Origin of the sequence: Glycomyces buryatensis, from assembly GCF_004912275.1 — a bacterium.
Classification (GTDB): Bacteria; Actinomycetota; Actinomycetes; order Mycobacteriales; family Micromonosporaceae; genus Glycomyces; species Glycomyces buryatensis.
On the sequence record NZ_STGY01000029.1, the window covers coordinates 89746 to 110524 of the forward strand.

At 67.6% G+C, this 20779-nt stretch carries 17 protein-coding genes, 2 tRNA genes and 2 pseudogenes; 15 read left to right on the top strand and 6 right to left on the bottom strand.

What is annotated here, in order from left to right:
* Positions 1–65: 65 nt before the first annotated feature.
* The 5 genes from FAB82_RS07940 (at position 66) to FAB82_RS07960 (ending at position 9281) form a co-directional block, all read left to right on the top strand.
* Positions 66–1604, top strand: coding sequence for a TIGR02677 family protein (locus FAB82_RS07940; protein ID WP_211116446.1), 1539 nt, complete (start codon positions 66–68; stop codon positions 1602–1604).
* Complete coding sequence (locus FAB82_RS07945) at positions 1601–2911, top strand: DUF2398 family protein (RefSeq protein ID WP_136534005.1); 1311 nt, start codon at positions 1601–1603, stop codon at positions 2909–2911. The genes FAB82_RS07940 and FAB82_RS07945 overlap by 4 nt, the downstream gene beginning before the upstream one ends.
* Positions 2908–6945: a TIGR02680 family protein gene (locus FAB82_RS07950; protein WP_136534006.1), complete on the top strand. Its 4038-nt coding sequence runs from the start codon at positions 2908–2910 to the stop codon at positions 6943–6945. Before FAB82_RS07945 ends, FAB82_RS07950 begins: the two co-directional genes overlap by 4 nt.
* Entirely contained in the window at positions 6935–8134 is a 1200-nt protein-coding gene (locus tag FAB82_RS07955) for a DUF2399 domain-containing protein (RefSeq protein ID WP_168801483.1), read from the top strand. The genes FAB82_RS07950 and FAB82_RS07955 overlap by 11 nt, the downstream gene beginning before the upstream one ends.
* Positions 8135–8423: 289 nt before the next feature.
* Positions 8424–9281, top strand: coding sequence for a UbiA family prenyltransferase (locus FAB82_RS07960; protein WP_168801484.1), 858 nt, complete (start codon positions 8424–8426; stop codon positions 9279–9281).
* A gap of 53 nt (positions 9282–9334) precedes the next feature.
* On the opposite strand, the gene FAB82_RS07965 is transcribed toward FAB82_RS07960, so the two are convergent.
* Complete coding sequence (locus FAB82_RS07965) at positions 9335–10594, bottom strand: ABC transporter substrate-binding protein (protein ID WP_211116447.1); 1260 nt, start codon at positions 10592–10594, stop codon at positions 9335–9337.
* Positions 10595–10848: 254 nt separating this feature from the next.
* Between FAB82_RS07965 and FAB82_RS07970 the strand changes: the two genes are divergently transcribed.
* The 7 genes and pseudogenes from FAB82_RS07970 to FAB82_RS07995 all read left to right on the top strand — a co-directional run bounded on the left by FAB82_RS07970 (position 10849) and on the right by FAB82_RS07995 (position 15227).
* A complete protein-coding gene (locus FAB82_RS07970) occupies positions 10849–11292 on the top strand; it encodes a MarR family winged helix-turn-helix transcriptional regulator (RefSeq protein WP_136534009.1) in 444 nt (147 codons plus the stop codon).
* Positions 11293–11362: 70 nt separating this feature from the next.
* Entirely contained in the window at positions 11363–12097 is a 735-nt protein-coding gene (locus FAB82_RS07975; protein ID WP_136534010.1) for a DUF7873 family protein, read from the top strand.
* Positions 12098–12216: 119 nt separating this feature from the next.
* Positions 12217–12359, top strand: a pseudogene (locus FAB82_RS26950).
* 169 nt (positions 12360–12528) lie between these two features.
* A tRNA-Gln gene (locus FAB82_RS07980) sits at positions 12529–12602 on the top strand.
* A 9-nt stretch (positions 12603–12611) separates the two neighbouring features.
* Positions 12612–12687: transfer RNA gene (locus FAB82_RS07985), tRNA-Cys, on the top strand.
* An 18-nt stretch (positions 12688–12705) separates the two neighbouring features.
* The gene (locus tag FAB82_RS07990) at positions 12706–14040 is read left to right on the top strand and encodes an SDR family NAD(P)-dependent oxidoreductase (RefSeq protein WP_136534011.1); all 1335 of its coding nucleotides are present in this window, start codon (positions 12706–12708) and stop codon (positions 14038–14040) included.
* Positions 14034–15227, top strand: a complete 1194-nt coding sequence (locus tag FAB82_RS07995; protein ID WP_136534012.1) for a leucine-rich repeat domain-containing protein — start codon at positions 14034–14036, stop codon at positions 15225–15227. Before FAB82_RS07990 ends, FAB82_RS07995 begins: the two co-directional genes overlap by 7 nt.
* 30 nt (positions 15228–15257) lie before the next feature.
* Here FAB82_RS07995 and FAB82_RS26955 read toward each other — a convergent pair whose 3' ends face one another.
* The 5 genes from FAB82_RS26955 to FAB82_RS08020 form a co-directional block, all read right to left on the bottom strand.
* Positions 15258–15554 (bottom strand): hypothetical protein, encoded by a 297-nt coding sequence (locus tag FAB82_RS26955; protein WP_168801485.1) that lies wholly within the window; start codon positions 15552–15554, stop codon positions 15258–15260.
* Positions 15551–15829: a hypothetical protein gene (locus FAB82_RS08005; RefSeq protein WP_136534013.1), complete on the bottom strand. Its 279-nt coding sequence runs from the start codon at positions 15827–15829 to the stop codon at positions 15551–15553. Before FAB82_RS08005 ends, FAB82_RS26955 begins: the two co-directional genes overlap by 4 nt.
* Positions 15826–16077 carry a hypothetical protein gene (locus tag FAB82_RS08010; protein WP_136534014.1) on the bottom strand — a complete coding sequence of 84 codons (252 nt, stop codon included), beginning with the start codon at positions 16075–16077 and terminating at the stop codon, positions 15826–15828. Before FAB82_RS08010 ends, FAB82_RS08005 begins: the two co-directional genes overlap by 4 nt.
* 275 nt (positions 16078–16352) lie before the next feature.
* Positions 16353–16907, bottom strand: a complete 555-nt coding sequence (locus FAB82_RS08015; protein ID WP_211116448.1) for a uridine kinase family protein — start codon at positions 16905–16907, stop codon at positions 16353–16355.
* A 9-nt stretch (positions 16908–16916) separates the two neighbouring features.
* Entirely contained in the window at positions 16917–17429 is a 513-nt protein-coding gene (locus FAB82_RS08020) for a P-loop nucleotide/nucleoside kinase family protein (protein ID WP_136534016.1), read from the bottom strand.
* Positions 17430–17557: 128 nt separating this feature from the next.
* Here FAB82_RS08020 and FAB82_RS26960 point away from each other — a divergent pair, with 128 nt between their 5' ends.
* From FAB82_RS26960 to FAB82_RS28560, 3 genes and pseudogenes are all read left to right on the top strand, one after another.
* On the top strand, positions 17558–18022 hold the full coding sequence (locus tag FAB82_RS26960) for a hypothetical protein (protein ID WP_168801486.1): 465 nt from the start codon (positions 17558–17560) through the stop codon (positions 18020–18022).
* An 87-nt stretch (positions 18023–18109) separates the two neighbouring features.
* Complete coding sequence (locus FAB82_RS08025) at positions 18110–20158, top strand: NACHT domain-containing protein (protein WP_136534017.1); 2049 nt, start codon at positions 18110–18112, stop codon at positions 20156–20158.
* A gap of 40 nt (positions 20159–20198) precedes the next feature.
* Positions 20199–20732: pseudogene (locus tag FAB82_RS28560) on the top strand (dihydrofolate reductase family protein); the annotation flags it as partial.
* Between the last annotated feature and the right edge of the window lie 47 nt (positions 20733–20779).

Below are 20779 nucleotides of genomic sequence, written 5' to 3' on the forward strand. Positions count from 1 at the left end.
GGCCGCCGCTGCTACCGTTGTCGAGGTTCGCTTTCAATCCGTGACCGGAAGACCTCGATGCAGCAGTGACCGACTCCCAGAGTTACGCCTTCGGACTGGACGCGCTCGGACTCGACGACCGCATGCGGCTGTTCAGCTTCATCACCTCCCCTGAACGGCACGACTACCTGTGGGTCCTACGCGCCATCGACCACGCGCGCGCCAACTATCAAGTCGTGCTGTCCACTGAAGCGGTCGCGCAGGCGCTCGATGCGCTCGCCGAACGCGGCGGCGACTGCCCACGCGGCGATGAAGTGGAGCTGGCCGCGCGTCTCGACGCCCTCGACGACTGGGGCGTGCTCGACCGGACCCAGGACGCGGCCAGGGCCGCCACGCTCGCCGAGTATCGGCGCCGCCATTCGGTCTACCAGTTCACCGAGGCCGGACATCGGGCCTTCACCGCCGTGGAGTCGGTGCTCGGGGCGAAGATGGAGGAGACCTCGCTGTCACGCACGGTGTTCGCAGACCTCCTGGAGGACCTCGAACAGTTGGCCGCGGCCAACCGCGGCGGCGACGGCGACACGGTCCTGCGGCGGTTCAAACGCATCGACTCCTCGCTGAACGAGGTAGCCGAGCAGGCCGCCCGGTTCTACGCCATGCTCGGTGACCTGACCCGCACCACCGAGGTCAACGCAGCGATCTTCCAGACCCACAAGGACGCGCTCATCAGCCACCTGCGGGACTTTCACAACGAGCTTCAGCGATACTCCCCGCTGCTGTACGAAGCGGCGACGGCGGTCGAGGAGACCGGGATCGACCGGTTGGTGGGCACCGCAGCCGAGCAGGACGACCGGCCATTCGGGACCTTTGCGGACCGCCTGGCGGACTGGCGGCGGCGTTGGGAGGGCGTCAAAGCCTGGCTCGCCCCGCCCTCGGTCGAGCTCGGGTCCGAAGTGGACCGTCTCTCGCACGCGACGTTCAATGCCATCTCCGACATCACCGGGATGGTCCGGCAACTGGCCGACGCTCGGCGCGGGGGCGTCAGCCGCGAGTCGCAGCTGCGGCACCTGGCGGCGTGGTTCGTCAACGCGCCCACGATGGCGGCGGCACACGCGCTCTATGACGTGGTGTTCGACCTGAGCGGGCCGCTGCACGTGAACCGACCTCATGAGGAACCGGAGATCCATCCCACCTCGGCGTCATGGTGGGACACCGAGGCGGTCGAGCTGTCGAAGACCCTGCTCGAGAAGGGCCGCAGCACCGGCAACCGCGACACGCGCGGTGCGAAGGTCAGGCGTGACGAGGCGACGCGACGACAGCTCCAAGAACATCAAATGGAGCTGGTGCGCAAGGACCGCGAGTCGGCGCTGGCGATGACCGACCAGGCGCGGGACGGGTTCGCGGGCACCGTGCTGGACGACCGGCAACTGGGTCTGCTGCTACGCCTGATCGACAAGGCCGTGGCGGAACGTCACGGTCCATTGCGCCACACGGTATCGGCCGCCTCCCATGGGATCCGGCTGTCGCTCACCCCAGCCGACGGCGACACGGTGGTGTCCGCCAAGAGCGGCACGATGCGCCTCGCGGGCCTCTCGCTCGCCGTCGAGCGGGTGAAGACACGATGAGCCGGTACGCGCAGGACGTCTCCGACTACCAGTTGTCGGACTACCAGCAGGCCGTACGGGCGCTGCTGAAGACGCCGTTCGTCACCGCGTCGTTCCCCGACCGCAAGACCATCGGGCGCATACGGCAGTTCTCGGAGACGCTCGCGCTCGACCTGCGCGAAGCGTTCGGCTATCAGCTGGTGCTGCGGGGCGACACGGCGCGGCTCCTGCGTATCAAGGACCGCCTCGATGCCGGCCAGCCCGCTCAGACCCGGACCGGGCGCGAGTTCGACCGCCGCCGCTACGCCTACCTGTCGCTGATCACCGCGCTACTGGCACGTTGCGGCGCCCAGACCACCGTGAGCGAACTGGCCGCGCTGCTCAAGGCCGACGCGAACCGCATCCCCGCGTTGGGCTTCGACGAAATCGACTACCAGCATCGTCGAGCGTTCGTGGACGTCGCAGGGTGGCTCGAAGAGCGCTCAGTGCTCCACGCCGCCGACGGCTCGTCCGACGCCTGGGCTTCCGATCCCGAAGGGCAGGATGCGCTCTTCGACGTTGACCGCGACGCCCTGTTCGCGCTGTGGCGCTCCCGCGTCATGCTCCAGTCGGTGTCGAGTGTGGATGAACTGCTCGGCGAGCGGGTCGCCACGGACTCCGACTCGGTGCTCAAGGACCGGGCCGGGCAGGCCGCCCGCCGGGCGGTCGTCGAACCGCCGGTCGCCTACTACGCCGAACACCCGGAAGCGGTGGTCAACCATCTGCGCGGCAGTGCGATCGTCGAGGACCTGCAGCGACTGACCGGCCTGGTCTTCGAGCGCCGCCGCGAAGGCGTGTTGCTGGTGGACACGGCCAGGATCAGCGTGGAGGCGTTCCCGAGAGAAGGAGCCGTGGCCAACGCCGCCCTGCTGCTGCTCGTCGTCTGCTGCGACCTCCATGTCGACCCGGACGTCGCGACGGCCGAACTGGAAGTCCCGACCGCACTCGGGGAGCGGTTGCGCCGCGACATCGACGAGGCGATTCCAGCCGGCACCGGCTTCGAGACCGACACCGAGGCCGCCCTCCGCACTATGCCGGCTGCCGAGACCGCCACTCGTCCGTTCCTGCCGGACAAGACCGTCCACGACCTGTTCGGCGACGTCTTGAACCGGTACGCGAAGAACTTCGGGCGCGACCAGCGCGAGGCCCCGATGCGGCTATTGCGCGACGCCGTCGACCTGCTCGAGCGATACCGGCTGGTCCGCCGCGTCGAAGGCGGGATCGCGCTGGAGCCGCTGGCAGGCCGTTACAGGAACACCGTCTTCCGCGAGGGGCACCAACGCACATGAGATCGCCACGCTACGCCCCGACCCGGGCCGGGATCATCGGCCTGTGGGACTACGCGGACGAGGAGTTCGTGTTCGCCGACGGCTGGCTGGTATTGCGCGGCCCCAACGGCTCCGGCAAGACCAAGGCCCTGGAGATGCTGTTCCCGTTCCTCCTGGACGGCAACATCTCCCCGCGGCGGCTGAACCCGTTCGCCTCGCAGGACCGCACCATGAAGTCCAACCTGCTGTTCGGCGGCAAGGAGAACGGCATGGGCTACGTGTGGATGGAGTTCTCCGACGGGCAGCGGCACCTCACGATCGGGATCGGGCTGCGCGCCAACAAGCACCAGGACGCGGTCAAGCGCTGGCACTTCGTCGTCGAAGGGCGCGTCGGCGTCGACTTCGGGTTCATCGCCCCCGACGACCGGGTCTGCAACCGCAAGGAGATGATCGCCCAATTCCCCGAAGGCACAGTGGTCGACACGCCTCGTGAGTACCGCGATCGGGTCAACACGGCGCTCTTCGGCCTGGAGGCCGAACGGTACGAACAGATGCTCGAGTTGATCTTGACGCTGCGCAGACCGCAGCTCGCGAAGGAACTCGATCCCGACTCGCTCTCGGACACCCTGGCCGAAGGGCTGCGCCCGATCGACGAGAAGCTCCTCGTCGACGCCGCCAAGTCGTTCGAGGACATGGAGGCGGTCGCCAAGACGCTCGGGAGCCTGCGTTCGGCCGACGAGCAGGTGAGCGATTTCCTGACGCGGTACGGGACCTACGTCAGAGCGCAGGCGAAACTGGCCGTCGAGAAGGTCGACGGCCGCCTCGCGGCGGTCGAGACCATGCTCGAAGCCGAGACCGAAGCCGGGCGGCTCGCGAAGAGAGCCGGAGCGGAGCTGCTGCGGCTGACCGCGGCGGCCGAGACGGCCACCGAGCACGTCGGCGAGCTGGAGGGTTCGCTTCAGGGGCTCAAGGACTCCGATGCGTACCGGTCCCGTCTCGAGCTGGAAGATCTGCGCGGCTCCGTCGGTTCGGCCGAGCAGCAGGCGAGCGTCCTCGCCGAGGAGTCCCGGACGCGCGCCGAGGAGTTGGAAGAGGCCGAGTCGGAGTCCGAAGAGCTCGCCGAGAAGACCGGTACGGCCGAGGCGACTGTGGAACTGCGATCCGGCGAGACCGCGGGTTTCGCCGAACGGAGCGGCATCGAATGGGGATTCACCGATGACGCCGAACGGCTGCGCCGCGGTGCCGCTGCGGCTGCCGAGGAACGCAGGAGCGACATACGGCGGGTGGGCGAGGCCGGAAAGGCCCTTGATACGGCGATCTCGCAGCGCGAGACGGCCGAGGAGAAGGCCGCGGCCGCCGAGTCGAACCTCGATGCGGCCGCTGAAGCATTGGTTCACGCACATGAAGCGGTCATCGCCGAACGCGATTCGCTCGAGCGGAACCTGGAGGATTGGGCGTGGGACCACCGCAATGCGCTCAGGATCGACCTGCGGGAGGAAGTGGTCTCTTGGGCCGCTGAGGCCGACGTCGAGACCGCGCCGCACCTGCGCGAGAGAGCGACCGAGCGCACTCACGCCACGCGCGGGGAGATCGAGCAGCGCATGCACGGCCTCAAAGCGCGCCTCGGCGGTGTCGAAGACGCCATCGAAGCGAAGCAGACTGAGTGGGAGCGGATCAGGGACGAACACGATGAAGCGCCCGACGCTCCGCACTGGCGCGACGAGGGCCGCGACGGGCGTCCCGGAGCGCCGTTCTGGAAGCGGGTCCGGTTCAAGGACTCCGTCCCAGACGGTGACGCTGCGGCCCTAGAAGCCGCGCTCGAAGCAGCCGGGATTCTCGACGCCTGGCTCGGCGACATCGGAGCGGCTTCCGACCAAGGCCTCCGGGCGCTGCCGATCAGCTCGCGGCCGACCGGGTCGACCCTCGCCGACTTCCTAGAGCGCGAGGACACCGCCGATGCCGCCGCCGTCGAGCCGATCCTCGCTTCGATCGCAGTTCGCGAACCGGCAGACGGCGACCATGCGCCGTATTCGATCGTCGACCCCGCAGGGCGGTTCGCGCACGGTGCGGTCGCCGGACGGGCGGGCAAAACGACCCCGGAATTCATCGGCGCCACGGCCCGCCAGCGCCGACGCGAGCGTCGTATGCAGGAGCTCGAAACCGAGATCGACGGGCTGCGGGGCAAGGTCCGTGAACTCCGGGACGCCGTCAACGGGTGCGGTTCGGAACTCCGGGCACTGGACGAGGCACTGCGCGACATACCCCGCACGACCGGCTTGGTGCAGAGCCTGAACAACGTCACCGCCCGGGAACTGGTCTGCTCGGAGCGCGAGGGCGATCTCGAGGATGCCCGAACGGCTCTGGAGGAAGCCGTTGGGCGGCAACGCGGGGCGGCACAGCGACTCCAGGAGGCCGAGCGACGCCATGAGCTTCTGCGCGGCGACCTCGAATCCGTGGGGCGGGCCGTGGCGGACTTCGACGGATCGGTTCGCGACCTGCTGTTCGCGATGCATTCACAATCGGACCTCCAAGGAAGACTCCAGCGGCAGCAGACGCGGGTGAGCCGACTCGGCCCGAGTGTCCGATCCATCCAGGCCAAGGCCAGGGACGCGGAGGAGGAGCATCGAAAGCTGCAGTCGCGGCTGGAGGCGATCACGCGGAACCTCGGTGCGGACGCGGCCACGATCTTCGAGCAGATCGCAGCTGTCGGAGCCGAGATAAAGCAGGCAGGGCAGGCCGTCAAGGAGGCCGACCAGTTGCGTGAAAAGGCCGTGCGCGCCGAGGGCCGCGCCGGCGCCGAAGCCGAGGCCGCCGCCGGGCGGACCGTGGACGCCATCGGCGAGGCCCGCGTGGCGAGCTTCGCGTTGCGGCCGTTCTGCGATGACGACCTGCTCGGCATCCTCGGCTGCCCGAGCGGCCATCGCTGGCCCGGGACCGATGTAGACCTGGGGAGGTCGGTGCTCCCGGCTGCCGTCGCCGCACTGCTCGGCGACCTCCGCTCCGCGACGTCCGAAGTGCAGGCCACCGAGAACAGCGCCAAGGCCGCCACCACGATCGTCACCACCCGGCTGCAGGAGATCATGGCGCAGCTTCCGGCGACCGGACTGGACCACCACCTCCACTGGGACAATTCCAGCGGCATCATCACCGTCGAGGTGGACACCGACGAAGGGCGGCAGGCGATCGGCCACTACGGCCAGTGGCTCCACGAGCAGCGGGAGGAGCAGGAGGAGCTGCTCACCGAGAAGGAGCAGCACGTGCTGGAGGACGCCTTGCTGACCTCGCTCAGCGGTCAGATCCACCAGCGCGTCCTCGAATCCCGGGACCTGGTCGAGCAGATGGACCTCGCCATGCGCGAGCGCCAGACCTCCTCAGGACTGCGGCTCGGGGTCTCCTGGCTGCTCAAGGACTTCGACCCGGCCGAACGGGAGCTCTTCTCCCTATTCAACGCCGCCCCGGCGAAGCTGTCGACGATGATGCCGCAGATCCGCAAGTACTTCTCCGACCGGATCAAGCAGGAACGCGCCCGCCGCAAGTCGGAGACGACGTACCGGGACCTGCTGGCCGAGATCCTCGACTACCGCCGGTGGCGCAAGTTCGAGTTCACGCTCCTGCGGCCGGACGGGCAGAAGCAGCGGCTCACCAAACGAGTACATTCGCAGCTTTCGGGCGGTGAACAGTCGGTGGCGCTGCACTTGCCGCTGTTCGCGGCGGCGAACGCCGTGTTCGGTTCGGCGACCGCGCACGCGCCGCGGATGGTCGGACTCGACGAGGCGTTCGCCGGGGTCGACGAGAAAGGACGTGGGGAGCTGATGAGCCTCGCCGCCGAATTCGACCTCCAGATGGTCATGACCGGCTTCGACCTTTGGGCGACGTTCCCGGAAGTGAACGGGGCGGCGCACTATTCGCTGAGCCATGACGATGCGACCGCAACCGTCTCGGCGATGCTGATGGTGTGGAACGGCTCCGAGAACACCGAATCCCATGATTACGACGGTTCGCTGGCGGAGGCGCTCGGGTCGTCGGGGACACGGATGGTGCCGGTTGAGAACTGAGCTCGGCCCCGAATGGCGTCGGCTCCTGAAGGCTGCCGCCGCGGCGATGGAGCGCGAGGCCGGCAGCTTCTCCATCAGCGATGCCGACACGGCGGAACGGCACCTGATCATCGGCATCACCGGCAGGCACCGGCGTGCCGCGCAGAGGACGCTACGGCTGACCGTGGCGGAGTTGGAAGCGTATGTCGCAGCGGAGTTCAGCGTCGACCTGAAGGCGCTGATCCTCTCCGAGTTCGACGTCGAGGTCGGGGCCGCACGACAGAGGCGACTCGAACGGGACGCAAGCGTCAGGCTGCTCCTCGCCGACACGGACGCCTCCTCCCTGTCGAAGCTCGAATGGTTCGGCTCGTGGCTCGACTCGCTGCGGGCCAACGGCACGCTCGCAGAGTTGGCGCGCGACGGCGCGAGCCTGGGACCGATCATCCGGCTCTTGGAGTCCCTGCCCGTCGATGACGAACCGATGCCGGTGCTCGCCGAGCGGATGCTGGGCGACACGAAGGCCCTCGCCTCCGGACGGTCGCGCGGGATGTTGCTGCGGGCGCTGGCGGTCTGGCGCGGTATCGAATACCCCGAGGACAACGAGTCGGAACGGGAACTATTGGAGTGGGCGGGGATCGTCTCGGACGACATCGCCAGCCAGGTCTTGGTGCTCAACGTTCCGATCGCCGGCGGCACCGTGGGGGAATGGATGAGCTCGGCGCGCGGGATCCCATTCCGGCTCACGCTCCAGCAACTGCGACGCGAACCGTTCAGTATCACCGCTTCCACGGTCAGAGTGGTCGAGAATCCGTCGATCATTCGAGCCGCCGCTGATGCGCTGGGCTCGGATTGCCCTCCGCTGGTATGCACCGAGGGGGTCCCGTCGGCAGCGCTGTACCGGCTGCTGGCGTCCGCAGGCGAAGCCCGGATCCTGTGGAGGGCCGACTTCGACTGGGCGGGCATTCGCATCGTCAAACGCGGGCTCGACCGGTTCTCGAACGCCGAACCCTGGCGCATGTCGGCCGCTGACTACCAATCAGGAGCCAAGGGCATCAACTTGCGCGGCAAACGCATCGAGACGCCTTGGGATCAGAGGTTGGAAGAACTCATGGACGCCTCAGGGCGGGCGGTGATGGAGGAAAGTCTTCTCAACCAACTGTTGCAGGACCTCCGTTATAACGCCGCGCAGACGGATCTGAACGAACACTGACAAACATCTTGTAGATCAAGCCGACCTAAGGCCGCCCTCCAGGAGATCTGGTGCCGAGCCTGTGTCAGGAAGACGCACAAGACAGCCATCCAAGCTCTCCACCTGCAACGACGGGTTTGTGCTTTGGGCTGGGGCCCTTTCGCACTCCCCCGCGTGGGGGACCCGTTCCCCGCTGCGGAGGGAGGTGCACGGGGCCCGCCGATTCCAGACTGGATTCATGAGGACCTCGCTTCTTCAAGGGCCACCGGCGATCGCGACCAATCCGGCTCGGCACCGCCTGGTGCGGGACGTGCTGGCGATCTCCCGGCCCCGCTTCTGGACGGCCTCGCTCGTGATGGCGGAGATCGGGTTCGTGCTCGCGACGCATCGGATCCTGCCGCGCGGCGACGAGCTGGTGACGATGGCCCACCTCTTCCTGGTCACCGGCCCGCTGCTGTGGCTCGCGGTGCTCGCGGTCAATGATGCGCATGACCTCGCCGGCGACCAGTTGAATTCACGTAAGGCCGACTCGCCGTTGGTTGCGGGACGCATCTCCACCCGCGGCGCGGGCCGGATCGCCTTGGCGGCGGCCGTTGCTACGGTATTGGCCGCTTTGCCGCTCGGTCCGCTGTTCACCGTCGGCACCGCGCTGGTGGTGCTGCTGGGCTGGGCTTACAGCGTCCCGCCGATCCGGTTGAAGGCCAGGCCGGGAGCCGACCTGCTGGCCAATGCCGTGGTCGGCGTCCTCGGGCCGCTGGGCGGATGGGTCGCCTTCACCGATGGGGCGGCAGGGTTCCCGTGGCCGATCGCGGTCATCGGCGTCCTGGCCGCGGCCGCGCTCTACCTGCCGACCACCGCCTCCGACAGCGACGCGGACCGGCGCGCGGGCATCGACACCATCGCGGTGCGCCTCGGCCCCCGCATCACATTCGAACTCGGATTCACACTGTGGACGGCCAGCGCGGTTCTGGCTTTCTTCTTGGCGCTGAATGACTTCATCCTCGACTCGTCGCTGTTGCCGGTGCAGGCTGTTGCAACCCCGGTGTTGCTGGTGCTGTACCGAGTGCTGTTGAGGGACCGACCTTCGTTCACCGCCATCACGGTGGTGGCCTGCGCTTACCTGGTGCCTTGTGCGGGCTTTGCTTTGACCTATGTGGATTTGTTTTAAGCTTGGCGAGTCGGTCCCCGGCCCGGTGGGTCGGGGACCCCATTGTTCTCAACTCAGTTGTCCGGGATGCCTTCGTTTTCGAGCGGGACCGGGTTGGCATCGACCGGGGTCACCTGGCCGGCGGTGACGTTGTACGTAGTGTCCACATAGTCCTGCACTCCGTCGTTCACGACGGCGATGCCGACGCTGTGGTAGGCGGCGTGGTCGTCTTCGCGGAATGAAAGCGGCACAATGCCATTGCCGACCAGTTGCCCCGATTCCAGCGCTTCGATGAGCGACGCCCGGGTCGGCTCCTCGCCCGCGGCGGCGAGGGCCTCCGCGAACATGTAGCCCACGCTCATGCCGAAGACCGTATTGGCGGTGAACGGCGCGCCGTCGTTGTACTCGTCATTGATCTGCCCGAACAGCTCGACCCACTCGCTGTCGGGGCTGAACGGCAGGTAGTTCACGGTGACCAGGCCCTCCAGGAGCGGCGCGTTCTCCTCGCCCAGGTACTCCCGCAGCGTCGGATAGTCGCCGCCGGAAGAGGAGACGTACCACTGCGGGAACCATTCGAGCTGCGCGGCCGTGCCGAGCGCGAGCGCGGTGAAGCCGTTGATGGTGGCGAGGATATTGACCTCGCAGTCGGCGGCCTGCATGAGGCCGAGCTGCCCGCTGATGTCCTCGTCACCGGTGGTGTAGTACTGGATTTCGACGATCTCGTTGCCGCCGATGACGGTCTCGACGCCCTCCAGCAGGCCCTCACCATAGTCGTCGTTCTGCGCGAGCACGCAGACCGCCGCGTCGGGCTGCTGCTCGACCGCGTACTGGGCCAGCGCGGCGCCTTCGGTCACGTACTCGGCGTTGAAGCCGAAGGTGTTCGGGTAGACCTCCGGCTGGTTCCAGGTGCGGGAGCCGGAGGACACGAACAGGTCCGGCACGCCCTCCTCGTCCAGGTAGTCGAGCACCGCGGAGTGGGTGGGCGTCCCCAGCCCGTTGACGATGGCGAACACCTCGTCGTCGGCGACGAGGTCCTCCACCACCTGCTGGGTCTTGACGGGGTCGTACTCGTCGTCTTCGACCAGGTACTCAATGGTGCGGTCGTGGATGCCGCCGTTGGCGTTCACGTACTCGAAGTAGGCCGTGGTGGCGGCGGAGATCGAGGAGTATCCGGCTGCGGCCGGGCCGGTGAGCGGCTGATGGGTGCCGATGGTCACCGTCCCGTCCGTGACTCCGGGGGTGGGTTCCGGCTCGCCGGCGGTACAGGCCGTCAGCCCGAGTGCCGCGGTGGTCACCAGGGCTGCGACGGCCATCGTCCTAGAGCGGTCTTGCATTCCGGTCACCTCATTGTGTCGGTCGAAGATCGAGAGACCGGTGCAGTCCGGGGGCGGTGCGACCAGTCCCTCCAGCCGGGCAATGGCCTCCGTGATGGCGACCGTGCCGCAGGGCGGGAGGGTTATGTTACCGCCAAGTTGCGTTATGCGGTTGCCTCGAAGCGGGTGCTCTTCATGATCAGGCCCCAGCCGGTCCGAAACCGCGCCCGCTTGACGCCGGGAGCACCTTGGCGCCCTTGGGAGCGTACGCCGCGATGAAGCACGACGCCGAGCACCTGCACCATCTGCTCATGGACCTCGGCCGCACCGCCGAGTTCGCGCTGATGGATCAGCTCTTCCCCGGTCGGTCCCTCTCCATGTCGCAGCTGTTCGCGCTCCACGAGCTGGACCACCAGTCGGGGCTCTCGCAGCGCGAGCTGGCCGAGAACCTCGGCCTGGAGAAGAGCAGCGTCAGCCGCCTCGTCGCCGACCTGGAATCGGACGGCCTCCTGACCCGCGAACGCGACCCTGACAACCGGCGCCTCTACCGCCTGGAGATCACCGAGGCGGGTAGGGAAATCCACCGCAGCGCCGCCGACGTGCTCCATGGACGCTACGAACGCTGGGCCTCGGCAATGTCGCCGAAGGAGCGCGAGGGCCTGGCCGCGGGCCTCCCGGCACTCCTTCGGGCCATGCACGCCGACCGGGCGGAGAGCTGAGCCTCCGCATATTCCCTTTGGCGCGGTTGCGGTTCGGTTGTAAGCTCACCGCGGATACGAAGGAGACCCCGTGACGAAGCTGAACCAGATCATCGCGATCGAGAAGAGCGTCAAGAACAAGGCCGCCAAGTCGCTCGGCGATGCCGGGCGCGAGCTGAACAAGGCGCCGCTGCTCTCGGGGATCTCGCGCAACTACCAGCCCAAGGACGAGGAGGGCGAGCAGCTGCCGCCCGAGTCCACCAAGGTGAAGCGCCGCGTCGAGGATCAGCTCAGCGAGGTCGCCGACTCGATGACCCGCCTGTTCGACGTCGTCGCGACCAAGGACCGCTCGAACGCCCTGGCGACCGCCGATGTCACCGTCGACGGCGAGGTGCTACTCGAGGACGTGCCCGTCACGTACCTGCTCTTCCTGGAGAAGCAGCTGGCGGAGCTCCAGACCTTCGTCAAGGGCCTCCCGGTGCTGGACGAGGGCGAGTCGTGGTTCTTCAACGAGTCCGCCAACTGCTTCGCAACCGAGCCGGTGAAGACGGTGCGCACCAAGAAGGTTCCGCGCAACCACGTCAAGGCCGAGGCTACCGAGGAGCACCCGGCGCAGGTCGAGGTCTACTACGAGGACATCCCCGTGGGTTACTGGACCACGATCAAGTTCTCGGGTTCGGCGCCCGCCAAGCGAGTGGCGACCCTGACCGCCCGGCTGGAGAAGCTCCAGCACGCGGTCAAGTTCGCCCGCGAGGAGGCCAATGGCGCCGAGGTGGTGGACCAGCAGGTCGGAGCGAAGGTCTTCGACTACCTGCTGGGCGACTAGAGTTTGGAAACCTCCTGCTTTGAGCGGCAGGGGTGCGCGAAAGCGCAAAGCTGAAACTGAGATTCAGTCTTAAACCTCGCGGTAGAGATGGGGGTTCGAGTCCCTCCCGCCCCACCTTCGGGGCGGTGGCCCAAATGGTAGAGGCAAGCCGCATAATCTGAGACTCTCGCTCTAGATTCAGCATTCGCCACGTCGCGCGAGACCGCGAGTAGCGCCTAATTGGACATCGAAGTTGGGGGTTCGAATCCCTCCCGCCCCACCACAAGGGGCGGTAGCTCCAATGGTAGAGCGCGATGCTGTTAGTAGCTTCAAGGGCCTACCGGAAGGTCCGCAGCGGCGAACATGTGGCACATGGCGGCCCGGGATAGAGGTCAACTACCCGGGCCGCACCTATTCCCATGGCGGGCATCGAATACGATGCCGAGCAATGCCCGGGTGTAGCGCAGTGGCAGTCGCGCCCTTATTGCATGAGGAGAGGACGCCGGTTCGATTCCGGCCACCCGGGCAGGCTCCAGGTCCTGTAGCGCAGAGGCAGACGCGCCGACCTGCAGAGTCGGAGGACGCCGGTTCGATTCCGGCCGGGACCACCACTACCCGAGGCGGAGGCGATGGACGAACCGACCGAATCCGAACTTGCGGCCTTTCACGCCACCGTCGGCAGACTCAAGGCACTCCCGTCCGACCACCCGGTCCGGGTCCGCGCCGAACACGTCGCCGCGTCCTTCGCCCGCGACGGGCAACGAAGCCGCCGCAAAGCTCGAGACCGGGCCCGTGCCGCCGATGACTCGGATCTCATCTCCCACACCGCCACCGGGGCCACCGCGCGTGAACCGGACACCGCCCTGACGGCCGACGGCACCCCAGGCGTCTACTCCCGACCCCGCCGCTGCTACGTCTGCAAGACGTCGTACCGGCAGACCGACGCCTTCTACCATCTGCTCTGCCCCGGGTGCGCCGCCGACAACGCCGCCCGCCGCACCGCCGGCACCGACCTCGGCGGCCGCCGCGTCCTGCTCACCGGCGGGCGCGTCAAGATCGGGTACGAACTCGCGCTCATGCTCCTCCGCGACGGCGCCGACCTCACCGTCACGACCCGCTTCCCCGCCGATGCCCTGCGGCGCTTCGCAGCCGCCCCCGGCCACGACGAATGGGCGCACCGCCTCCACGTCGTCGGCATCGACCTGCGCGACCCGAGGCAGGTGATCGGCCTCGCCGGTCGACTCCTCGATGAGGGCCGCCCGCTCGACGCCCTCGTCAACAATGCCGCCCAGACCTTGCGCAGACCGCCCCACGCCTACGCCGCCCTCGCAGCCGCGGAACGGTCGGCATTGGACGGCCCGCGAACCCCTGCCGGGCCATGGCTCGCGCCCGGATACCAGGTTGGCGAGGCACTGCCCGCGATCGCGCTCGACACCATCGTCCCCGCCGTTGACGCTTCAGGGCTGCTGCCGGATCTCTCGGCCGAGAACTCCTGGTCGGCCGTCCTCGGCGGCCTCGACGCCGCCGAGACTCTGGAGGCCTACCTCGTGAACGCCTTCGCGCCGACCCTGCTGTGCGACCGGCTCCTGCCGCTGCTGCTCGCCTCGCCGCACCCGCGCCGGTACATCGTGAACGTCTCGGCCGTCGAAGGCCGCTTCGCGGTGCGCCACAAGACCTCCCGGCACCCGCACACCAATATGGCCAAGGCCGCGCTGAACATGCTCACCCGCACCAGCGGGCCCGCGCTGGCCGAACGCGGCGTCTACATGTGCGCCGTGGACACCGGCTGGATCACCGACGAGAACCCCGCCCCGGTCAAGGCCCGTTCCGCCGAACGAGGTTTCAGGACCCCGCTCGACGTGGTCGACGGCGCGGCCCGCGTCTACGACCCGATCGTGCGCGGAGAAGCCGGAGATCCCGTCGCCGGAGTATTCCTCAAGGACTACCGGGAGGCCGAATGGTGAACGGATTCGCGGGAATCGACCCGCTCTCGCCCCGACCGGCGGCCGACCTCGCCGACCTCATCCGCTGGCTGTCGACTGGGGAACGCGCCGATCGGCGGCTCGACTTCACCGCCGGGACCGCCATGCCCGACGGGCGCCTGGACCTGTGCAAGCAGGCGCTCGGCCCCCGCGGAGCCGCCGAGGTAACCGCCGCCCTCCACCCGGGAACGACCCCGCACCTCCTCCTCGGCACCGACGGCCTCGGCGACGCGGGGGCCGTCGCCGTCGCGGCCGGCGCCTCCGAATCCCGGGTCGAAACGCTCTATCTGGGCTGCAATGGGATCACGGCCGCGGGCGCCTGCGGCATCGCCGACAACCTGCGAGCCTCGCCGCAGATCCTCGCCGGGCTGTGGCTCAAACGCAACCCGCTCGGCAATGCCGGTGCCATCGCCGCCGCCGAATGCGCGGCGCAGTCGCCGACCCTACGCACCCTCGACCTCACGCAGACCGGCATCGAAACCGATGCGGCCGCGCCGCTCGCCGCCGCCGTCATCACCGCCGCGCGCCACGGTCGCGGACTCGAACGTCTCTACCTGGGCGGCAACCCCCTCGGCCCGACCGGCGCCGACGCGATCGCGCTCATCGTCGGGTCCGGTGCGGTCGGCGAGCTATACGTCTCGGCGGCGCAGTTCGGCGACAGCGGTGCCCACGCCATCGCCACAGCGCTCGAAGGCGCACCACACGGTCGACTCAAACGACTCTCGGTGGCGAGCAACGGCATCGGACCCGAAGCCATCGCCCGGGTCACGGCGGCCGCAGCGGCGGCCGGGGTGGAAGTGCTCGACTTCGGGCGCGTCAAGGCCGCCGGGGTTCTGGGCGCGGCGGACAACCGACTCGACGCAGCCGCCGCCGATCGCGTCGGCGCGGCCCTCGCGAGCGGACCGCACCGATTGACGCACCTCGTCCTCTCCGACACGGGCCTGGACAGCCGCGCCGCACACCGCCTCCTCGACCACGCTGAACGGGCCGCGGTCCCGACCCGCTACCTGCTCGGCAAGGGCATCGCGACCTCGATCCGCAAGCGACTCAACGCCTTGAGCGCCGACCTGCCGGATCGTCCGGAGCCGGCACCGGACGTGTCCGCCATCCGCAGCGTCCACCGCACGGCGACACCGAGACGAAGCGCTGTTTCGAACCCACCGGAATAGCGGTGCGGACTCCGCCGACTCAAGGTCGATTCAGCCGTTGCAGTCTCGGAACATCTGTTCCTTTCTTCTCCAGAGGTCAATGGCGTGGTTGAGGACTGCGCCGGTGCGGGCCGGGTCGTCCTGGTTCAGCCAGGCGAGACCCGTTGGGGCGGCTACCAGGCGAGGTAGGCCGTCGAGGTGGGTCACCCGCCCGAGGAGCGGGTTCTCGGTCTCGGCGAAGGTGACCCGGAGGCAGGGCTGGTGCCAGACCCAGGCGAAGCAGAGCTCGAAGTCGTCGACTTCGGTGGTGCCGATGAGCGGGTACTTGTCGATGAAGCGGAGGCTCATCCGTCGACCTCCGCTTCTTGCTGGGCCGCATGGAAGCAGATTTGGGCGGCGTGCTCCTTGGCGGTGCGGCGGAGTGCGGCGGGCCATTCGGCGCGGTAGAGGTGGAGGCGGGCGAAGGGGGAGCCGATCCGGTTGATGTAGCCGAGGTCGACGGCCGGTTCGGGTGCGATGCGGCGCAGGCGGACCGAGGTGGTGGAGCCGCCGGCGAGTTGGTAGACCTCGATGCGGCGGTGTTCGAGGGTGAAGCGGCCCAGGACGATGCGTTCGGGGTTCATGCGGCACCGCCCCAGGAGAATCCGATGAGCGTCGACAGGACGTCGCGAAGCGAGTCGGAGCCGATCCGGGAGGCCAGGAGTTTGACGGCGCTGCGGCGGCGCGGGCAGCCGTGGGCGCCCCACTTGTGGTTGCACCACTCGCAGCGCAGGCGGCCGAGGCCGAACCAGGTGCGGTAGGGCTTGTGGAGTTCGAGGTCGATTTTGACCGAGGCGGGAACCGGGTCATGGCGTACGCTGAACGAGACCACGGGAGTATTCCTCTCTGGTTTCTAGGGGCGGGCCGCCGAACTTTCTGCCAAGATCGGGACGGCGGCCCGCGATTACTATTCAGTTGGATTTGAAGGACGCGTGATACACGCGTGCTGAAACCTTTACACATCAAAATCGCGTGATCAACCTGCGACACGCCTCTGCAACAAAAGTGTCTAGTTCGGGCAGACCTCTTACGGCGCCTCGCTGGCCTTATCCCCCAATGCGACTCGCGTCACCCCCGGCTATCGCCGTTTCCTGGGACGCCGGAGGATTACGCGAAGTGCTCGGCGGCGTCGATGACGGTGTCGGCGCGGGCCTTCGGTTGTTCGCGCTCGATGTAGGCGTCTTCTCGGGGGAGCCAGAGGTTCGCCCAGACCTCTGCCTGGTGCGGTTCCCGTCCGATACCGCGCTCGAGTGCTAGCTCGGGAGTGGCGTCGACCCAGACGGTGTAGTCCCAATCGAGCCGCAGGCCCATCGAATAGCAGCGCTCGATGACGATCCCGGCACCCACGACCAGCTCCTGGGACCGCCCGTGCGGCTCGGCTTCCCAGTCGTAGGGGCGATACGTCAGGTGGCGCCGGCCTTTGCCCAGCGGTTCAACGACGTCATGGTGAAAGCGGTCCTCGTTGAACCAGCCGAATTCACTGTCCTGGCTCGGCTCCCAGTAGTCGTCGCCGTGAATGACCGTGAAGCCCGGAAGGCGGGGCGCGAGCTTGTCGGTCAAGGTCGACTTGCCCGAGCCCCCGCGTCCGTCGATGGCCACCATCAGGAACTGGCCGTTCTTGGGTGACCTTGCGGTGATCTGGTTGCTCAGTTCTTCGATCATCGGGGCCATCTATTGGTGTCCTGGGCTGTTGGTCGGCGTTGAGCGAGCCCACGCAAGGACCTGTTCCGCGATGATCGGTGGTTCGAGTCCATCGGTGACGAGGGTCGTATCGAAGATGCCCCGGTAATATCGCGCGTCTTCCAAGGCCGCCTCGATCTGTCGGTCGCTGTCACGGCGTGCTCGTAGGCGTTCGGCTCGGATGCCGTCGGCGCAGTCCAGCAGCAGGCAGGCGGTGGCTCCTGCGATCTCGTCGGGTGTGTTCGGGCTCAGGAGCAGCGCCGGATGTCCGGCCCGACGGGGCATGTCGATGATCCGCTGCCACATGCGCCGGTAGGCCGGCCAGATCGGCTCCGCTTCGGGAACGGCGATGGGCAAGCCCAGCAGCCGGCCATCTTCGAGCAGCTCATCGATGTCCATCACCACGATCCCCGCGGCGATCTTGAGCAGCTCCGGAAGGATGGTGGACTTTCCGGAGCCGGGGGCGCCGGATACGGCGTACAGCGGCGCAAGTGCGGTACTCATCCGCCCAGTCTGCTCAGGGCCTGTCGTTGCCGCATCCGAATTTCCGATCAGGTCTTGTCCCGCAGTGAAGCCGGGCTGATTACCGGGCGGTGCTGACGGGTAGCCCCTCTGTGGCGGAGGGAGGAGCCATGTCCACCGATCGCAGGCCGTATTCGGCCGCCGAGGAAGAGACGTTCGGGCACGTCGATGACGAACGGGATAACGAGGAGTCCCTGGAACAGGAGATCCTGGAGGCCGAGGGCTACAAGGGCGCGGACCGCCACGGCACCACGCCCGCCGAAGAGCAGCTGGGCGTGTCGCTCGATGAGGCCCTGGAGGACGAGGAGCCGGACGAGCTCGGGGAGGCGGTCACCGATAGCTGGGGCGAGGGTCCCGACCCGCAGGCGGGCGAGCTGCACGACCAGGAAGACGTGTGGGCCGAGGAGTCCCCGGCCGCGGCCGCCCAGGAGGAGATCCACGTGACCGTGGACGACCGGGAGCGGGCCGAGGTCATCCGCGAATCCGGGGAGCAGGGTCCGCCGCCCGATCCGGATGACGATGAGGCCCTGGACGAGGACCGGGAACAGGAGCCGAAGCCCGACGACTGGCGTTAGCGACCGCGGTGCCGCGAGCAGCGGTGGGGCCGGGCTGATGACCGTCCGGACCGCCGCTCGACCCTGTTGTCCCATAACATCGAAGGAGTGTCAGAGCCCGCTCCTCGCCCCTGGTTCCGCAATCCGCTCCTGTTGGCCGCCATCGCCATCGTGGCGGCGTACGTGTGCTGGTTGCTGGCCGCCACCCCTGAACTCCGCGCCCAGTACGACGCGGTCATGCTGCTCGTGCCCGTCCTCGCGCTCGTTGTCGCCGCGATCGGGTTGCGGGCCATGTCCAACGATCGGTCCGACGTCACTTCGTCCGACGAATACCGTGCGGAGTACCTCGAACGGCTCGCCGACAATGTCAGGAAGTCGGTGGCCGGGGAGATCGCATCGCTCAAGCTGTCCGGTTCGAGCTTCATCCAGGTCGAATGGTCCCTCTCCGAGGACGTCATCACCAGTCCGCACGTCAAGGTGAGGAGACCGCGTACTCGGGACGTCTCGACCCTCGGTGAGGACTGGCGCCGCGAGCACTCACCACTGACCGTGGTTCTCGGCGACAAGGGAGCGGGGAAGTCGGCCACCGCGATGCTCCTGGCCCACCAACTTCTCGCGCAGCGGCCCGAAGACGACCCTGAAGGGCCGGTCCCGGTCCTGCTGGGCGTCAGGGACTGGAACCCGGACACCAGTCTGACCGAATGGCTCGCCGGGCAGCTGACCGACGTGTACCAACTGCCGTCTGGCACACGGAGTCGACAGACTGAGACCGCATCACAACTGTTCCAACGCGGTCGACTGGTGGCGGTCCTCGACGGGTTCGATGAGATTCCAGAACCGTTGCACGCGAGAGCGATCGAACGCCTTCGCGAGGCGCTGGACGCGGCCCGCAGCCCGATCGTGCTGACCTCGCGCATTGAAGAGTTCAACACGGCGCTGGACATCGACGGCAGGCCGTTCCAGGAGATGTCAGTGGTCAAGCTGCAGCCGATCCGGCCCGAGAAGGCGAGGGCCTTCCTTGAGAAAGGCGGCCAAGGCGCCGAGCACTGGAAGGCAGTGTTCGAGCAACTCGGCAATGGCAGCCACTTCGCTCAAGCCCTGGATACACCGCTCATGGTGTTCCTCTGCCGCGAGGCCTACAAGAGCAAAGAGGACAAACCCGATCGCGAGACGCTCAGCGCCTTTGAGGACAAGAACGCTGTCGAGCAGCACCTCATCGCCCGGTATCTCCCCACCCTCTACTCCGACCAGGCGATACCCGGCGAACCCGAACACGCTGCTGCCCAACGCCTCCGCTACCTGCGCTTCATCGCCGAACACATGGACGACCTCGGCACTGCGACATTCGCATGGTGGGACCTTCACCGATCGCTCAGGCCCATCACTGTCAAGCTGATGTTCCCACTCGCTGCCGGGCTCGGAGTAACCCTGGTGGGAGGGTTGTGGGTCGGGATCTCCGTATCGCTGATGGGAGGGCTTGCGAGCGGTCTGATCTTCGGACTGGGAACCTGGCTGGAGATCAGTGCGCAGCAGAGGCGCGTCCGCAAGTCTGATTCACCGCAACGACTCAAAACTGACGGTCGACGGCTCATCAAGTCGCTGGGGGCCGGGCTGGGAGCCGGGTTGGTGGTCGGGCTGCCATCAGGGCTGGTGGTCGGGCTGGCATCAGGGCTGACGTTCGGGATTACGACGGGGCTGGGCTTCATGCTGGCGGCCGGGCTGGGAGCCGGGCTGATGGTCGACCTGTCCTCGCCGCAGACTCCCACTCGGCTGAAACTTCGCGGGCCCAGAGCGATTCTCACCGACGCTCGCAACGTAGCCGCCGCTTCTGGGCTGGTGGGCGGGCTGGGGGTCGGGTTGGGAGCATCGATCGCAGTTGGACCAGAGCTGGGGCTGACGACAGGATTGGCGTTCGGGGTTATGTCGACCGCCAAAGAGGGATTCTGGCTGCTCTACCGGTTCACACACTTGTATCTCTGGCTTTCCGGAAGACGCCCTTTGCCGTTTCGGCTCATGAGCTTTCTTGAGGAGACCCACCGGGAGGGCATCTTCCGCCAGGTAGGCGCAACCTATGAATTCCGGCACGAAGCACTCCAGGCGTATCTCAGTCGTTCCGCGAACCTCGATCAGCCCGATGATTTCAGGAGCGCTGCGTAGTCTCAATTGGCAAGGATTCCCTTTTAGAGAGGACCGCGCCATGGGAGAACTCATCGTCACCGAGTACATGACCCTCGACGGCGTCGCGCAGGCGATCAGCGCGCCCGAGGAGGACCCCTCCGACGGATTCGAGTACGGCGGGTGGCAGGTGCCGCTGGTCGACCCCGAAGCCGAGGACGTCATGTTCGGCCAGGCCAAGAGTATGGACGCACTGCTGCTGGGCCGGCGCACGTACGACCTCTTCGCGGGATACTGGCCCACCGCTCCCGACGAGATCGACTTCAAGCCCCTGCTCAATCGCGTCCCGAAGTACGTCGCCAGCCGGACGCTCAAGGAGCCGCTGGCCTGGGAAGGCGCCAGCGTCCTCGCAGGCGACCTCGCCGAGGGCGTGGCCGGGCTCAAGGGGCGCTACCGCCAGATCCACGTGATCGGCAGTCTCAACCTGGTGCAGTCGCTGCTCGCGCAAGGGCTGGTGGACCGGATGAACGTGTGGATCCACCCGGTGGTGCTCGGCCGCGGGAAGCGCGTGTTCGAAGGCGGCGCAATGCCTTCGGCCTTGCGGCTGACCAAGTCGCGGATCTTCCCGAGCGGATCGCTTCAGCTCGAATACGAATGGGCCGG

Bases quoted from the DNA above. Each gene is read 5' to 3' on its own strand.
- FAB82_RS07945 (WP_136534005.1), top strand. From the start codon at position 1,601: ATGAGCCGGTACGCGCAGGACGTCTCCGACTACCAGTTGTCGGACTAC.
- FAB82_RS07950 (WP_136534006.1), top strand. From the start codon at position 2,908: ATGAGATCGCCACGCTACGCCCCGACCCGGGCCGGGATCATCGGCCTG.
- FAB82_RS07965 (WP_211116447.1), bottom strand. From the start codon at position 10,594: ATGCAAGACCGCTCTAGGACGATGGCCGTCGCAGCCCTGGTGACCACC.
- FAB82_RS07970 (WP_136534009.1), top strand. From the start codon at position 10,849: ATGAAGCACGACGCCGAGCACCTGCACCATCTGCTCATGGACCTCGGC.
- FAB82_RS07990 (WP_136534011.1), top strand. From the start codon at position 12,706: ATGGACGAACCGACCGAATCCGAACTTGCGGCCTTTCACGCCACCGTC.
- FAB82_RS07995 (WP_136534012.1), top strand. From the start codon at position 14,034: ATGGTGAACGGATTCGCGGGAATCGACCCGCTCTCGCCCCGACCGGCG.
- FAB82_RS26955 (WP_168801485.1), bottom strand. From the start codon at position 15,554: ATGAGCCTCCGCTTCATCGACAAGTACCCGCTCATCGGCACCACCGAA.
- FAB82_RS08005 (WP_136534013.1), bottom strand. From the start codon at position 15,829: ATGAACCCCGAACGCATCGTCCTGGGCCGCTTCACCCTCGAACACCGC.
- FAB82_RS08015 (WP_211116448.1), bottom strand. From the start codon at position 16,907: ATGATCGAAGAACTGAGCAACCAGATCACCGCAAGGTCACCCAAGAAC.
- FAB82_RS08020 (WP_136534016.1), bottom strand. From the start codon at position 17,429: ATGAGTACCGCACTTGCGCCGCTGTACGCCGTATCCGGCGCCCCCGGC.
- FAB82_RS26960 (WP_168801486.1), top strand. From the start codon at position 17,558: ATGTCCACCGATCGCAGGCCGTATTCGGCCGCCGAGGAAGAGACGTTC.